We start from the raw sequence: 16248 nt of genomic DNA, 5'->3' as shown, positions 1-16248 counted from the left end.
CAAGGAGTAATCAAATGAAACTTTCTTATTACACAAGTAAAGTTTTAATGGGTGTTAGCATTAGTGCTTTATTAAGCGGTGCTGCTTTAGCTCAAGAGATAAATCATGGAAATTTTTCTGATTTTTTTAACTATAAAGATGGAATTTGGAGTTTAGATTCTAAAGAAAATATAGAATTAAAAATAAGTCCGAGTATACTCCAACTATATCCTATCCAAGAAGGTATAAATGGGGCTGGAAAGACAATAAAAGAAATTAATATCAAAACAAGTGGTATTTTAACCATAGGATCTGATTCAGATTGGGTAGATCTAGGTGAAACTTCAACTAATGAAGCACGATATGATTTATATAGTGTTAATTTAGAAGCAAAAGAAATTATTTTAAATAAAGATCAAACTTCTTTAAAAGCAAATAAAGCTTTTAATATAAAAGGAAATGTTACACTTAATGGTAGCTCGCCTATAACAAATGATAATATAAGCAACGAAGAACTTGATAGACCTAGTTTAGATGTATGGAATGGATATGGCGAAAAAGATGGCTATATGAGCATACAAGGAAATTTAAATGTAAACAATTCTTTTATTGGTATATTTGATGCAAATAAAAAAGGTGGCTTAATCTCTGTAGATGGAGATGTAAATATAAAAGATTCAGCTATAGGCATAAGCACAAATAGTGTTTCAAATTTAGGTATAAACAACTATGTAGCTATAAAAACTACAGGCAATTTTAACCAAGATATAGATAAAAACATAGTAACGGCACTATATACTAAAGATATAACGAGCATGCTTGAAACAAGTAATTTACTTCCAAAAAATGTATTTTTTGAAGATACTGATTTGGCTCAATTTACAGATTATAAACTTAGTGTTTCTAATGATGGCAAAAGTCTTTTAATTAGCGGTGGTGCTAATGAAAATGTAAGAGATTTATCAAAAATATTAAAATCTGAAATTGATATTAGAAAAGAAGCTTTAGATAGCTTTAATAATATAAAAGAAGATATTAAAAGAAATGAAAATTTAGAAAATTCTGGATTTGGAACCTACCAAAAACCAGGATATATTGGCGATGATGCTATGCTTGAAGCCATAGCACAAGCAGAAAAAGAACTGCAAGAACAAATTAAAAAATTAGAACAACAAATCCAAGATATACAAGATAATGGTGGAAAATTTGATGGTAGTGATTTAGTTGAAAATATGAAAGATATTAGCTTAGAAAATAAAAATTTAGCTGTAAATATGCTAAATAGTATTTTAGATTCTAAACTTAGCAATGATGCTATCGCAGCACTCACTCTAGATACCACAGGAAAAAATCTAAACACACTTACCACAAATACAAAAGCAAGTGCAAAAGCTATAGTAAATAATGCTCAAAATTCTTCTGTCAATTCATCTATAGGTGTAGCAAATGACCTAGCAATTGGAACAAGAATAGCAAAACTTTCAAATCCTTATCAAGATAAAGCTTTAGTAGAAAAATTTGCTACAACCCATATAGCAGCACTAGCAAGCGATGTTTATAATTATTATGGAAATTCTTCATTTAATAATAGCTTTTGGGGTAATGTTTTTGGTGGTGCAAATATCATAGATGGAGATAGTGGTGCTTTATATGGATTTACACTAGGTGCTGATAGAAAAATCAATGATAATGCTTTGCTTGGTTTTTACTTTACTTATGCTGATTCAACTATCAAAGATGGAGTTATGGAACAAAAATCAGATAACTATCAATTTGGTATTTATTCTTTAATTAATCCAAACGATCAATGGGAAATTAATCTAAGAGCTTACGGGCAAATTTCTCCAACAGATCAAAGTGTTGTAATGTTAAATGATTCTAATAAGGCTGATTTTGATAGTAAATTCTTTGGTTTAAGTGCTAATGCCGGTAGAATTTTTAATCCAAATTCATCATCATTATTCATCAAGCCTTTTGCTGGTATAAATTACTACTACGCACACACTCCAAGTTATAAAGAAAGTGGTATGTTTGCAAAAGATGTTCAAAGTATGACAAATAATTCCATATCTTTAGAACTTGGTGCTGAATTTAGAAAATATATGAGCGAAACATCATATTTATTTATCACTCCAAAAATAGAACAATATGTAATGAATAATGGAGATGATTATGTAGCTGGATTTGTTGGATCAAATTCAAATTTTATCATCAAAGGTAATGATAAGAAAAAAACTTATGGACAAATCATCATAGGTGGAAATGTAGATATTAACGAGCAATTTAGCCTAAATGCAGGTATTGGAGCTAAACAAATACTAGCTGGTAAAACAGATGGTAAAAATGAAACTTATGTAAGTGGTCAAGTAGGTTTTAAATACAAATTCTAAAAAAATATTTTTTGAGAAACTCCTAAATGCTAGAGTTTTTCACTCTAGCATTTTAAAAATAAACCATTAATTCAATCATATAAATTGCATTTTTAAGAGTAAAATTGCTAAAATAATGCTTTTAATTTTAACCAAGGAAATATTTTGAGGGTTTTACTAGTTTTATTTTTATCAAGCCTAGCTCTTTTTGGCGCTGAAGCAACTATACCAACTGTAAATTTAAGCCTTAGTGCCCCAAATAGCCCTCAACAGCTCGTAACAACTTTAAATATAATTATAGTTTTAACTATACTAGCACTTGCTCCAACTATCATCTTTGTAATGACTTCATTTTTAAGACTTATAGTAGTTTTTTCTTTTCTAAGAACTGCTCTTGGCACACAAACCATGCCTCCAAATACTATCTTAGCGACACTAGCTTTGATTTTAACTTTTTTTATTATGGAACCTGTTGCTACAAAATCATACAATGAAGGCATAAAACCCTATATTGCTGAACAAATAGGCTATGAAGAAGCCTTTGCTAAAGGCGTTAAACCTTTTAAAGATTTCATGTTAAAAAATACCAGAGAAAAAGACTTAGCACTTTTTTATAGGATCAGAAATTTAGAAAATCCAAAAACCATAGATGATGTTCCTTTAACGGTTTTAGTGCCTGCTTTTATGATAAGTGAACTTAAAACTGCTTTTGAAATAGGCTTTTTACTTTTCTTGCCATTTTTAGTTATTGATATGGTAGTAAGCTCAGTGCTAATGGCTATGGGTATGATGATGTTACCACCTGTTATGATTTCCATGCCTTTTAAATTGCTTATTTTTGTTTTGGTAGATGGATGGAATTTACTTATACAAAATCTCGTCAAAAGCTTTTTAACTTAGCAATTTAGAGCAAAAATATGTGTATTATTAGCTTTATTTGTATTTTTCTAAATCAAAGATTTTAAATGGCATTTGCTATATTTGGAAAATACCTTTATGATGATCTTGCCTTCACTCTTAAAGCTCACACTCAAAAAGAAAGTAAAAAAGCTTTTAAAATCATAGAAAAATATAAAAATCAATATTATTTTTTAGGCTATATTCAATATGAATTCTATAAATATCTAGAAGATAAAAATTATAAAAGCAAAGAGCCTTTTTTATATTTTTTTGCTTTTAAATCAAAAAAAATCTTTACAAACGAAGAAAAAAATTTAGACTTTTATCCAAGTTTTTCATCCAATTTAAACCAAGAAAAGTATTTTGAAAACTTTGACAAAGTCAAAGAAGCCATAGCTAAAGGTCAAAGTTATCAAGTTAATCTTACTCAAGAACTACATTTACAATCAAATCTTAATGTGTATGAGAGTTTTTTAAGCCTTTATCCTAAGCAAAATACCCCCTATAAAGCTTATATGAAAAATGAATTTTTAGAATTGGCTTCATTTTCACCTGAACTTTTTTTTAAAATCAAAAATAAAAAAATCATCACAAAACCCATGAAAGGCACAATCAAACGCTCAAATAATCCAAAAGAAGATGAAAGTCTAAAAAACTTTTTAAAATGCGATGAAAAAACTATTAGTGAAAATGTAATGATAGTTGATTTATTACGCAATGATATTTCAAAACTCATCAAAAAACATTCTTTAAAATGCGAACTTTTTAAGGTTAAAACCTACCCTACCTTACACCAACTCATTTCAAAAATAAGTGGGAAATTAAAGCCAAAAAATGATTATTTTAAAATTTTCAAAGCCCTTTTTCCATGTGGATCTATCACAGGTGCACCCAAAATAGAAACTATTAAACTCATAGAAAATTTAGAGCAAAGAAAACGCGGGATTTATTGTGGAGCGATAGGTTTAATCCATAAAGATAAAGCAAAATTTAGCGTAGCCATACGCACTTTAGAGAAAAAAAATAATGATGATTTTTTAAGATATGGTGTGGGAAGCGGACTTGTGTGGGACTCACAAAAACAAGATGAATTTGAAGAATTAAAACTAAAAAGTAAAATTTTAAAACCTAACTTTTATTTATTTGAAACAATGTATTATAAAAATCACTCTATTTTATTTTTCAAAGAACATTTGACAAGAATTTTAAACTCAGCTAATTTTTTTGGCTTTGATACTCAAAGATTAAAACATGATTTTAAAAATATACTAGAGAGCAAAGATAAAAAATTCCATTTTAAATCTTTACAAAATTTTAACAATTTTGTTTTCAATCATCATCATTTTTTTACAAAAAGTAATTTTACTCAAAAAGGCTCAAAGGCTATTAAATTAAAACTTTTTAAAAATGGCCTTTATGAGTTTGATTTTAGCAATATACAAGAAAATTCAAGCAAAAAACTACTCATAAGTAAAGACATCATAAAAGTAAATCTTTTAACACACCATAAAACTTCTCTGCGTAGTTTATATGAGGCAAATTCTCATCTATGGAAAGAAAATATTTGCTATGACATAGTTTTTTTTGATGAAAAAGGCATACTTTGTGAGGGTTCAAGAAGTAACATTATTATAAATTTAAATGATGAGTATTTTACCCCTTATGCTAAAAACTGCCTAAATGGTATTTATAGACAAACACTCTTAAAACACAAGCTCATCAAAGAAAAAGATATCACTAAAGATGAGCTTTTAAATGCTAAAGAAATTTATGCTATTAATTCTTTAAGAGGCTTAAAAAAGGTATTTTTGTGAAAGTTTTGATTATAGATAATTATGATTCTTTTACCTACACCATAGCCTTTTATTTAAAAGAATTAAACATTACTTATAAAATTATTAAAAACGATAAATTCAAAAATCCAAAAAAGCTTAAAAAATATGATTTTACCCATCTTCTAATCTCCCCTGGACCAAATTCTCCAAAAGAATCAAAGTTAAGTTTAAAAGCTATAAAATATTTTAAAAAAGATAAAAAAATTCTTGGAATTTGTCTAGGACACCAATGTATAGCACATGTTTTTGGTGGTAAAATTTCTAAACTTCCAAAACCAACTCATGGTAAGGTAAAAACTATAAAATTTAAACCAAACCCACTTTTTAAAAATCTTAAACAAAATTTTAAAATTTGTTTATATCACTCTCTTTATGTTAATCATATAGGTAAAAAATGTGAAATTTTAGCCCATAGTGAAGATAATATCATCATGGCTTTAAAACATAAAAAATACGATATTTATGGAGTTCAATTCCACCCTGAAGCCATACTAAGTCAAAATGGCAAAAAGCTACTTAAAAACTTTCTTACTTTGCAATAATCTAATATTTATATTTTTTTCATTTACTTTAAACTTAAATTTATGGGGGGGGGTATAATGCTTTTTTCAATTTAAATTTACAAGAAGTAATCAAATGAAACTTTCTTATTACACAAGTAAAGTTTTAATGGGAGTTAGCATTAGTGCTTTATTAAGCGGTGCTGCTTTAGCTCAAGAAATTACTATTAACGGCTATGATGGCAGCATGAAGAAACATTTTGAAACAAACGATGGACGAAATTTTAATTTAAAAACAGACTATACCAATGGTGATTTAACAATAGATCTTTTTCACGCAGACCTAGCTAATGATATAGTTAATGATGAATATAAAGATCTCTCAAGAGTAAATATTAACTTAAATTCTAATAATCTTAGTTTTAAAAATACTTCCGAAGGTGCTAGTTATGTAACAAACTATACCATCAATGCTAAAAAAACTGAAGCTATAGATGTAATATTTCAAAGCACAAATGGAAAATCGATCGTTAATGGAGATTTTAGTATAAAAGGTTCATCTAGTCCTACAGAAGGTGTTTTAGATGATATAAAATCTTCAGCTATTTTAATCGGCGATGGACATGGCCTACGAGGCTCTCTTGAAGTAAATGGAAATTTTACAGCAGATCAATCTACTCTATTTACTATAGGTGGTAATAAAAGTCAAAATCATATACAAGTAAATGGTAAAGCAAATATCACAAATTCAAACTTTTCCATAGGAACAACAAGTTTTGGTGATTTAGCTTTAAATAATTATGTTTTTATGAGTGCAAGTGAAGGATTTAATGAAGATATAACAAGCTCAAACAAAGCTAGTGCAAACATAAGTAAAAATTTTGAAAGCATTGTTGGTATGAGCAACAAAGACTTAGGACTTGATTATGAAGTTGTAAGAGCTATGGATGTAAAAGATTTTGTTGAATATGAACTTTCTACAAAAGATAATAAGCTTTTAATTAGTGGTGGTGCAAATGAAAATGTAAATAACAATAAGATGATTCTAGAAAGCGATAAAAAATATCTAGAATTAGTTAAAACTGATTTAGAAGATGCCAAAGATGATGAAGGTGCTAATAAAGAAAAATTTGATGAAGCTATTGCAAAAATTAATGAGCAAATAAAACAAATTCAAGATATGATTAGCAATGCTGGAAGTGGAGAAATCTCTAATGATGATTATATTAAAAACGATTCTAGTGTTTCAGCTTCTAACAAAGACTTTGTTTCTAAAATTTTAGATGGACTTAAAATTGGTGGAGATTTAAATGCAATAGGTAGTATTAAATTTGATAAAGTCGGGGAACAAGTAGCAAATGATATAAAAGATTCAGCTAAATCTATCTCAAATGTAAATCAAGCCTCATCAGGTATAAACTCGACTATCAATGTATCAAATGATGTATCCATAGGTTCTCGTGTAGCTATGTTAAATAATCCTTATGGAAATTACGCTACAAAATTATCTCAAATAAGATTTGCTACTAATGATTATAGAGGAAATTATGTTGATAATTATAATAACAGCATTTGGGGTAATGTAATAGGCGGTGCAAACATCATAGATGGAGATAGTGGTGCTTTATATGGAGCCACTATAGGTATGGATAGAAAAGTCAATGATGATGTTATTATTGGTGCTTATTTTACTTATGCAAACGCTGAAATAAAAGATAATCTTTTAACCCAAAAATCAGATAATTTCCAATTTGGTGCTTATTCTAATATCCATATAAGTCCAAAGGTAGAAGTTAATGTTAAGGCTTATGCTCAAATTTCTCCAACAGATCAAGATATTGTAAATAGAGGATTTAACACTACAAATAGTGCTGACTTTAATAGAAAATTCCTTGGTTTGAGTGCTAACATGGGATATATTTTTGATTTTAGTAATAATACCTTATTTATCAAACCTTTTGCCGGAGCAAACTACTACTATGCATATACCCCAAGCTATAAAGAAAATGGAATTGCAGGAAAAGATGTCAATAGCGCTAGTAATAATTCTATTTCTTTAGAACTTGGTGCTGAATTTAGAAAATATATGAGCGAAACATCGTATTTATTTATCACTCCAAAAATAGAACAATATGTAATGAATAATGGAGATGATTATGTAGCGAGTTTAAATGGAGTAGCGCTACCTAGCGTAAAAAGTGATGATAAGAAAAAAACTTATGGACAAATCATCATAGGTGGAAATGTAGATATTAACGAGCAATTTAGCCTAAATGCAGGTATTGGAGCTAAACAAATACTAGTTGGTAAAACAGATGGTAAAAATGAAACTTATGTAAGTGGTCAAGTAGGTTTTAAATACAAATTCTAAAAAAATATTTTTTGAGAAACTCCTAAATGCTAGAGTAAAAACTCTAGCATTTTAAAAACTCTCATATTCTTTAGCTATAAAAACTTCATCATCTTTTACAATTAATGGGCGTTTTATAAGCGTTGGATTTTGCAAAATCATCACTTTAATTTCATCTTGGTTTAAATTTTGAAGTTTTTCTTTATTTAACCCTAATTTTCTAGCACTCATACCCGCTGTATTTACAAGCTCTAAAACACTCCTTTTGCTAAACCAAAAATTTAAAGTTTCTTCATCTAGCTTTTTAATATCTAAAAATTCAAATTCAATTTGCTTAGAATTTAAATAATCCATGGCCTTTTTAACACTATTACAATTTTTAATACCATAAAATTTTAACATTTTCTTGCCTTTTTAACTAAGTCTGCTATGATAAATGCTAATTCTAAAGCTTGGTCAGCATTTAATCTTGGATCACATTGTGTTTCATAGCGTTTAGAAAGTTCTTCTTGAGTGATATTTAAAGAGCCTCCTACACATTCTGTTACATTTTGCCCTGTCATTTCCAAATGTACCCCACCAGGATACACTCCTTCACTTATAGCTATCTCAAAAAACGCACGCACTTCTTGAATAATTTTATCAAATTCTCTTGTTTTAAAATTACCTGATTTAACCGTATTTGCATGCATAGGATCTATGCTATAAAGTATATTAAACCCTTCTTGTTTTAACTCTTTAAATAATTTTGGCAAGGCATTTTCTATCTTATCACATCCCATACGGATGATGAAATTTAATCTTCCTGCTTCATTATGTGGATTTAAAATACTTACTAGCTTTTTTATTTCATCTAAATCATAATTAGCACTAAGCTTAACACCGAGTGGATTTTTTACTCCACTTAAAAAATGCACATGTGCTTCATCTGCTTTTCTAGTACGCTCACCTATCCAAAGCATATGTGCTGAACAATCATAAATTTCCCCGCTTAAACTATCTACTCTAGTTAAAGCTTCTTCATAAGGCAAAAGCAAGGCTTCATGGGAAGTATAAAAGGCTGTTTGGGAAAGATTTGGGGTATCAGTGATACCACAAGCTTGCATAAAAGCTAAAGCTTGAGTGATTTTTTCACTAAGTTCATTATATTTTTTCCCAAGCTCTGCTTTTTTTAAAAAACCCAAATTCCACTTATGCACTACTCTTAAATCCGCTAAACCACCTCTTGAAAAAGCTCTTAATAAATTTAAAGTTGTAGCACTTTGATAATACGCTTCTAGCATTCTTTTAGGATCGGCTATTCTTGATTTTTCATTAAATTCAAAACCATTAATAATATCCCCACGATAACTTGGAAGTGTTACTCCATCTACTTCTTCAAAATCACTACTTCTTGGCTTTGCAAATTGTCCTGCAACACGCCCTACTTTAACGATAGGACAAGATCCTGCAAAAGTAAGCACTATGGCCATTTGAAGCATAACTTTAAACATATCTCTTATATTATCAGCACCAAAATTTACAAAACTCTCTGCGCAATCTCCTCCTTGGAGTAAAAATGCTTGAGAATTTACAACATTAGCAAGAGATTTTTTTAACTTATCTACCTCACCTGCAAAAACAAGTGGTGGTAATTTTTCTAATTTTTTAACAACATCTTGTAGTTCATTTTCATCAGGATATTGCGGCTGTTGCTGAATTTTATAATTTTTCCAAGAATCTTTAGTCCATTTCATAGCTTAACTTCCTAATTTTAAGTAAGCTAAAATTATACAAAATGAGACTTAAATTAAGATTTCAAAACGCTCTCAACGCGTTCAAGGCTATCTTGTTTATATAGAGTTAAACGCACTATAGAATCTTCTAGTGCTAAAAGATTATGAATTTCATTAGCTTTCAAACTAATGCTATCTAAAGATTTAAGTAGAATTTGCTGATTTAAAACTCCAAAATCAATAGAGCCTTTTAATACTTGTATAGTAATATCAAAAGGTGCTTTATGATCTTTCATAAAGCTATCCTTTGACATATTTATGCATATTTCCTTAGCATAAGCATTTTCTATTTTTTTAGATATATTTATGCCATTTTCAATTTCTTGTTCCCAAGAAATTACTTCATGCATTTGAGTTCTAAATTTCATTTTATTTTTTAAGTTCTTTAATACGAGCTGCCTTACCCCTTCTATCTCTTAAATAGAATAATCTAGCACGGCGTACACGACCTCTTCTTAATACTGTAATACTTTCTAAACTTTCACTATAAATAGGGAAAATTCTTTCAACACCTACATTGTTAGCGCCTATTTTACGCACAATAAAAGTTTCATCTACACCATTTCCTCTACGCGCTATACAAATACCTTCAAAATTTTGAATTCTTGTTTTATCGCCTTCTTTAATGCGAATAGCAAGTCTTAAAGTATCTCCAGCACGAAATTCTGGAACATTTTTACCTTCAATTTGTTTTTGCTCAAATTGCTCAATGTATTTATTTTTCATAACGATATTCCTTAAAATTTGCGTTCATGCTTTTGATACAAATCAGGACGAAAATATTTCGTTTTGCAAGACGCCAAAGTAGTTTTTAAAGCTGTAATTTTAGCGTGATTTCCCTTTAAAAACTCTGAAGGAACATAAAATTTTTTATTTTCCTTTTCAAAAACAAATGGCTTAGAAAATGATGGTGCTTCTAATAAATCATTTTCAAAACTTTCTTCACTTAAACTTTCACTATTTCCAAGAACATCTTGAATATTTCTACTAATAGCATCACACATCACCAAAGATGCTAACTCTCCACCTGTAAGTATAAAATCTCCTATAGAAAACACTTCATTAGCAAATTCTTCCACAATACGCTCATCTAAACCCTCATATCTACTACATACAAAACAAATATGCTCTTTGACGCTTAATCTTTTAGCATCTATTTGCTTAAAAGTTTTAGCACATGGCAAAAGAAAAATAAAATGCGTATTTTTATCTTGGCTTTTAATATGCGTTAAACAATCATATAAAGGCTGAGCTTGTAATAAAAGTCCCGCACCACCGCCTATTTTATAATCATCTACTTTTAGATGTTTATTTGTAGTAAAATTTCTAGGATTAACAAAATCAAATTCTAAAATTCCTTTTTCTTTTGCCCTTGCCAAAATAGAAGTTTTAAAATAAGGCTCAATAAGCTCTGGGAATAAACTTACAAAAGTATATTTCATGAATTTTCTAAAATATCTAAAGCAGATTGTGTGAATATTTTTTTATTTTCTATATCAACTTTTTGAATATATTTATCAACATAAGGAATATAAAAGTTTTTAACCTTTGTCTGTAGTTTTTCATCGCATTTTATACAGAATAAAAATCCAGCTCCATTTTCTAAAATATCTTCAACTATACCTAATTTTTGTTCATTTTCAAAAATTTCACAGCCTATAATATCAAAATAAAAATACTCATCTTTTTTTAACTTACAAGTTTCTTTTGTAGTTTTTATGCTTTGAAATAGTGTAATATTAGTTAGTTTTTTTGCAGATTCTAAATTCTCAAAATCTTCAAATAAAACCAAAGATCTTGTTTTATCGAAAGCTTTTATGGTGTAAATTTTTTGATTACCATCAAAAAATTTAGCACCTGCTTTAAACTGCTCATAAAAATCACTTAAATTATGTAATTTTACATAACCTTTCAAACCAACACTTTTCCCAAGTTTAGCAACTTGGACCAAATCATTCTTCAATAGCTTTTACCGTTATACGATATGAAGTTGCATCTTTAACTTTATAAGCCATAATAACTGTTTTTATTGCGTTGATTAATTTCCCGTTTTTTCCGATCAACTTACCAGTATCAGTTGGATCAACATAAATGATAATTTCAGCAAAATTGTTTTCTAAATTTTGTTTTTGTATATCAACTTTTTCAGGAAAATCAACAATTAATTTTGCGTATTCTCTTAAAAAATTTTCAACCATTTTTATTTGCTTGTAATAGCTGCTACTCTATCGCTTAATTTAGCACCTACGCTCTTCCAATAAGCTAAACGCTCAGCATCAAATTTTACTACTTCAGGTTCAACCATAGGATTATAATATCCAATGCTTTCTATCCAACTACCATCGCGTCTTTTTCTACTATCAGTTACAACTATACGATAAAATGGTCTTTTTTTGCGTCCCATTTTTGTAAGTCTGATTACTGTCATTTTAATACTCCTAAAAAAATTAAAATTTTGTTATAGATATTTTAACTCATATATCCATAAAAAAGCTTTAATTATTGCGGTCTTTTAGCTTGCTGCAACATATTCATAAAATTTTCCATTCCTTTTTTGTTTGAAAATTTCTTTGCCAACTTAGCCGCATTACTAAATTGTTTTAAAAAGCGATTTACTTCCATTTGAGATAAACCAGCACCCTCTGCAATACGACGCTTTCTTGCGTTGTTTAACAAATCAGGATTTTCTCTTTCTTTTGGCGTCATTGATGAAATCATTGCTTTAATATGAATAATTTCTTTAGAATTATCCAAATCAATATCTTTAATATTTGCTGCCATAGATGATAAACCAGGTATCATACCAATGATTGATTTCATACTACCAAGTTTTTTAACACTTTCCATTTGATTTAAAAAGTCATTGAAATTAAATTCACCTTTTTTGATTTTTTTATTAAGTTTTTTTGCTTCTTTTTCATCTATAATAGCGGCAGTTTTTTCAGCCAAAGTCGCCAAATCACCCTCACCCATGATACGATTAACAATCCTATCAGGGATAAATACTTCTAAATCAGCTACTTTCTCACCAACACCAATAAATCTTAAAGGCACACCAATTTGTTTAGCTATACCTAGCGCAACACCACCTTTAGTATCTGCATCAAATTTACTTAAAATAACCCCAGTGATTTCTAAAGCTTCATTAAAGCTACTTGCTGTTTTAACTCCATCTTGACCACTCATAGCATCAGCTACATAAAATACTTCATCAGGATTTAAAATAGCTTTTACTTCTTTAAGCTCATTCATCAAAGCTATATCAATTGCCAGACGACCGGCAGTATCTACAAGCAAAACATCATACATAGAATTTTTTGCTTTTTCCAAAGCTTGTTTAGCTACATTTAAAGGATTGCTTTCATTTTCTATGAAAAATAAATCGAGCTCATTAGCCTGAGTGAGTTGTCTTAATTGCTCTACTGCAGCTAATCTTTGCAAGTCACATGCAGCAATTAATACTTTTTTATTTCTTAGTTTTAAGTAATTAGCAATTTTTACCGTAGTAGTAGTTTTACCACCACCTTGCAAACCACACATCAAAACAACCGTAGGTGGCTTACTAGCAAATACAAAACCTTGATTTTTACCTTTAACACTAAGAATTTCTTCTAAATTTTTCTTAATTGAGTCTAAAAATTGCTTTTGGCCTATGCCATTAGTTTTTACATCATTTTCTACTAAAGCGAGTAATTCTTTCGTAGCTTTATGATGCACATCTGCTTTTAAAAGGGCTTTTTTTAAAGTGTCAAGAGCATTTTTTAAAGCTTTTTCATCATCAACAAAACGAAGTTTATTAACCGCGGATTTAAATGACTCACTAACTATTTCAAACACTTTATTTTCCCTTTATTAAAATTTTAAAAAGCTAAATTATAAACCCTTTTAGCTTTAAACGCCTTTAAAAATTTAAATTTTTTATTTCAAAACCATAAGCATTAAAACTCTCATCAAGTAAAGCTTTAAATTGATAATCAAAAATATGCGTTTCATAAGAATGCAAATACATTCTAGAAGAGCTATTTTTTGCATATTTTTCATCGCCAATAATACCATGTTTTATATGATTTAAATGCACTCTGATTTGATGTGTTCTACCTGTTTTAATGACTGCTTTTATTAAAGTTTTTTTTGCATTTACCATTAAAGGTATAACCTGAGTATGAGCTTCTAAGCCAAATTTATCGATTTTACTAAAAGCTCCGGATTTATTTTTTATAGTAGTTATTTTTTCACAAATTTCAAGTTCTTCAGCAATTACTCCATCGACAATAGCTAAATAGCTTTTATAAACATTTTGTTTTTTGTACTCTTGAATGCATTTTAGTCTAAATTCCTCATCTTTGCTTAAAAGCAAAACCCCGCTTGTTTCTTTATCAAGTCTATTAATTAATTTAGCATTATAAATACCTTCTAAATTCTCGCTAATTTCCCCATAAGGCTTATTTAAAACTATGATTTTATCATCTTCAAAAAGTATTTTTGCTTTTTTTATTTTTTGCACGACAAATCTTGTTTTTGAGCTCATCAAAGCTCTAGCTATAACAACCTTTTTTCCCATAGCAAAAACACAACCTTTATCAATCAAATCCTTTGCTGCATTATTAGAAATTTTTTCTTGCATTGCAAGCAATTTATAAGCTTTTTCTTGCATCTAAACCTTCTTTTATACTTAATATAATTTCATTTAAATCATTTTGCTCTTTGACTTGCGCTTGTGATAATTTTTGCTTTAAAAAATCATTTATATCTTTTACACTCTCACAAATATACAAATCATCAACTTCTTGATATAAACTTTCTTGATTAAAATAATATTTCCCCGAGATAATAACATTATTCCATCTAGCCGCTTCTATAGGATTATGCCCACCTATATTTTTTACAAAAGAGCCACACAAAAAAACTACATCACTAATCTTATAAAAACTTTCTAGCTCACCCAAAGTATCTAGTAATAAACACTTGGTCTTAAAAAAATTTGCAAAATCATTTTCACTTAAAGTAAAGTCTGAAAATTTTTGCATATTATAATGATTTTTTTGGCAAAAATCTTTTAAAATCCCCTCAACCTCGCCAAAACGCTCCGGATGTCTTGGAGCGATAATTAATCTATCATTTTCTTCTAGTTTAATCTCATTAAGCAATAATAGTTCTTCATTTTCATGCGTACTAGCAAATATAATAACCCTAGCCTTAGGTTTTGAATAATTTTTCACTTGTTCTTGTTTTATATATGCTTTGATATTTTTATATGCTGCAACATTTTTAGCACCCAAACACTCTAACCTTTCTTTGTCTTTTTGACTTTGCGCAAACACAACATCAATATATTTAAAAATCAAACGATAAAAAAAGCTAAAACGCTTGTAGTTTTTTAAAGATCTATCACTAATCCTAGCATTTAATAAAATAACTTTTGCATTATAAAATTTAGCCATCAATACAAGCATAAGCCAAAGCTCTGCTTCAAAAATAATCAAAACTTTGCAAGGTTTCATCCAAAATGGTATAAAAATTTCAAATGGTAAAAAATTTACTTTTTTAGAATGTCTTAAAGCTTCATTAAATCCGGTTTGCGTGATAGTTGAAATTTTACAAGTTGGAAAAAGTTTTATTAAGGGAACAATGCTTTTAATCTCCCCAAAGGAGCAAGCATGAAAATATATATCTCCTTGTTCTTGTTTTAAGTTTTTGTAAAGAAAAAATCTAGATTTTAAAGACGCTTTATATTTTTCTTTACAAAAACTTAAAATCAACAAAAAAGGAACTGCGATTACATATATAATCACAGCAAAAATGTAATAAAAAAAAATCAATTTTGATTTTCTTCTTTTTCTTTATATAAAATTCTTCCACAATGCGGACAAGTTACGATTTCATCACCTTTTAAAACTGCTAAATAAGTTTTATCATAAATTCTCATAAAACAGCCATAACAAGCATGTTTTTTCACAGGAACTACAGCACTATTTCCCGCCCATTTTCTAATTTTCTCATAAAAAGTTAAAACTTTTTGATTTATTTCGCCAACCAGCTTTACTTTTTTATCATAAATCTCTAATCTTTCTTTTTCAATATCAACTAATACAACTTTTGTTTGAGCATCTATTTGATCCACTTCATTTTCAAGTTCAGTTCTCTTAGTTTGCAATTCTTGTATAAATTTTTCTTTGTTTTCTAAAATTTTATCTAATCTTTCTATCTCTTCATTTGCTGCATCAAGTTGCTCTTTAGCTATATCTTCTTCGATTTTTAAAGCATTTGCTTCTTTTTCAGTTTTCACTGCAGCACTTTTTTTGGCTATTTCTTTAATTTTCACACCAAATTCTGCAATATGGTTATTGTTTTGTATTTTTTGATTTTCTATATCTTTAATATCTTTTTCAAAACCTGCAATTTCTTCTTCAGTTTTATCAAGCAAATTACGCTTTTCTTTTAAATCCTTTGTAGCATCTTCTACTTTATTTGCAAAACCATCTAACTCTTTATCAATTTGCGATAAAGCTATAAGTTGTTCTAAATATTTATTCATTGATT

General features: G+C 28.8%; 17 protein-coding genes. 5 read left to right on the top strand and 12 right to left on the bottom strand.

Annotation, left to right across the window (positions count from 1 at the left end; translation table 11 throughout):
• The first annotated feature begins 14 nt into the window (after positions 1 to 14).
• From E2O22_RS00615 to E2O22_RS00595, 5 genes are all read left to right on the top strand, one after another.
• Entirely contained in the window at positions 15 to 2369 is a 2355-nt protein-coding gene (locus E2O22_RS00615; RefSeq protein ID WP_133318759.1) for an autotransporter outer membrane beta-barrel domain-containing protein, read from the top strand.
• A 144-nt stretch (positions 2370 to 2513) separates the two neighbouring features.
• A complete protein-coding gene (gene fliP / locus E2O22_RS00610) occupies positions 2514 to 3248 on the top strand; it encodes a flagellar type III secretion system pore protein FliP (protein WP_133318758.1) in 735 nt (244 codons plus the stop codon).
• Positions 3249 to 3313: 65 nt separating this feature from the next.
• Positions 3314 to 5062 carry a chorismate-binding protein gene (locus tag E2O22_RS00605; protein WP_133318757.1) on the top strand — a complete coding sequence of 583 codons (1749 nt, stop codon included), beginning with the start codon at positions 3314 to 3316 and terminating at the stop codon, positions 5060 to 5062.
• Positions 5059 to 5625, top strand: a complete 567-nt coding sequence (locus E2O22_RS00600) for an anthranilate synthase component II (protein ID WP_133318756.1) — start codon at positions 5059 to 5061, stop codon at positions 5623 to 5625. Before E2O22_RS00605 ends, E2O22_RS00600 begins: the two co-directional genes overlap by 4 nt.
• 94 nt (positions 5626 to 5719) lie before the next feature.
• Positions 5720 to 7954 carry an autotransporter domain-containing protein gene (locus E2O22_RS00595; protein ID WP_133318755.1) on the top strand — a complete coding sequence of 745 codons (2235 nt, stop codon included), beginning with the start codon at positions 5720 to 5722 and terminating at the stop codon, positions 7952 to 7954.
• A gap of 51 nt (positions 7955 to 8005) precedes the next feature.
• On the opposite strand, the gene E2O22_RS00590 is transcribed toward E2O22_RS00595, so the two are convergent.
• The 12 genes from E2O22_RS00590 to E2O22_RS00535 all read right to left on the bottom strand — a co-directional run bounded on the left by E2O22_RS00590 (position 8006) and on the right by E2O22_RS00535 (position 16243).
• Positions 8006 to 8335 (bottom strand): arsenate reductase family protein, encoded by a 330-nt coding sequence (locus E2O22_RS00590; RefSeq protein ID WP_133318754.1) that lies wholly within the window; start codon positions 8333 to 8335, stop codon positions 8006 to 8008.
• Positions 8329 to 9669 (bottom strand): class II 3-deoxy-7-phosphoheptulonate synthase, encoded by a 1341-nt coding sequence (locus E2O22_RS00585; protein ID WP_133318753.1) that lies wholly within the window; start codon positions 9667 to 9669, stop codon positions 8329 to 8331. The genes E2O22_RS00590 and E2O22_RS00585 overlap by 7 nt, the downstream gene beginning before the upstream one ends.
• A gap of 53 nt (positions 9670 to 9722) precedes the next feature.
• Positions 9723 to 10076, bottom strand: a complete 354-nt coding sequence (locus tag E2O22_RS00580; RefSeq protein ID WP_243705616.1) for a cupin domain-containing protein — start codon at positions 10074 to 10076, stop codon at positions 9723 to 9725.
• A 1-nt stretch (position 10077) separates the two neighbouring features.
• Positions 10078 to 10434, bottom strand: a complete 357-nt coding sequence (gene rplS, locus E2O22_RS00575) for a 50S ribosomal protein L19 (protein WP_012661698.1) — start codon at positions 10432 to 10434, stop codon at positions 10078 to 10080.
• An 11-nt stretch (positions 10435 to 10445) separates the two neighbouring features.
• Entirely contained in the window at positions 10446 to 11150 is a 705-nt protein-coding gene (gene trmD / locus E2O22_RS00570; RefSeq protein WP_133318752.1) for a tRNA (guanosine(37)-N1)-methyltransferase TrmD, read from the bottom strand.
• Positions 11147 to 11671: a ribosome maturation factor RimM gene (gene rimM, locus E2O22_RS00565; RefSeq protein ID WP_133318751.1), complete on the bottom strand. Its 525-nt coding sequence runs from the start codon at positions 11669 to 11671 to the stop codon at positions 11147 to 11149. The genes trmD and rimM overlap by 4 nt, the downstream gene beginning before the upstream one ends.
• Complete coding sequence (locus E2O22_RS00560; protein ID WP_043019956.1) at positions 11661 to 11906, bottom strand: KH domain-containing protein; 246 nt, start codon at positions 11904 to 11906, stop codon at positions 11661 to 11663. Before E2O22_RS00560 ends, rimM begins: the two co-directional genes overlap by 11 nt.
• 2 nt (positions 11907 to 11908) lie before the next feature.
• A complete protein-coding gene (gene rpsP, locus E2O22_RS00555) occupies positions 11909 to 12136 on the bottom strand; it encodes a 30S ribosomal protein S16 (RefSeq protein ID WP_012661702.1) in 228 nt (75 codons plus the stop codon).
• A 71-nt stretch (positions 12137 to 12207) separates the two neighbouring features.
• The gene (ffh, locus tag E2O22_RS00550) at positions 12208 to 13545 is read right to left on the bottom strand and encodes a signal recognition particle protein (protein WP_133318750.1); all 1338 of its coding nucleotides are present in this window, start codon (positions 13543 to 13545) and stop codon (positions 12208 to 12210) included.
• 64 nt (positions 13546 to 13609) lie between these two features.
• Positions 13610 to 14362 carry a pseudouridine synthase family protein gene (locus E2O22_RS00545; RefSeq protein WP_133318749.1) on the bottom strand — a complete coding sequence of 251 codons (753 nt, stop codon included), beginning with the start codon at positions 14360 to 14362 and terminating at the stop codon, positions 13610 to 13612.
• Complete coding sequence (gene waaA / locus E2O22_RS00540; RefSeq protein ID WP_133318748.1) at positions 14343 to 15527, bottom strand: lipid IV(A) 3-deoxy-D-manno-octulosonic acid transferase; 1185 nt, start codon at positions 15525 to 15527, stop codon at positions 14343 to 14345. Before waaA ends, E2O22_RS00545 begins: the two co-directional genes overlap by 20 nt.
• Complete coding sequence (locus tag E2O22_RS00535; protein WP_133318747.1) at positions 15524 to 16243, bottom strand: zinc ribbon domain-containing protein; 720 nt, start codon at positions 16241 to 16243, stop codon at positions 15524 to 15526. The genes waaA and E2O22_RS00535 overlap by 4 nt, the downstream gene beginning before the upstream one ends.
• Between the last annotated feature and the right edge of the window lie 5 nt (positions 16244 to 16248).

Origin of the sequence: Campylobacter lari, from assembly GCF_004357905.1 — a bacterium.
Classification (GTDB): domain Bacteria; phylum Campylobacterota; class Campylobacteria; order Campylobacterales; family Campylobacteraceae; genus Campylobacter_D; species Campylobacter_D lari_D.
The sequence above is the reverse complement of the archived record's forward strand: the minus strand, read 5'-3'. Positions and strand labels throughout refer to the sequence as shown.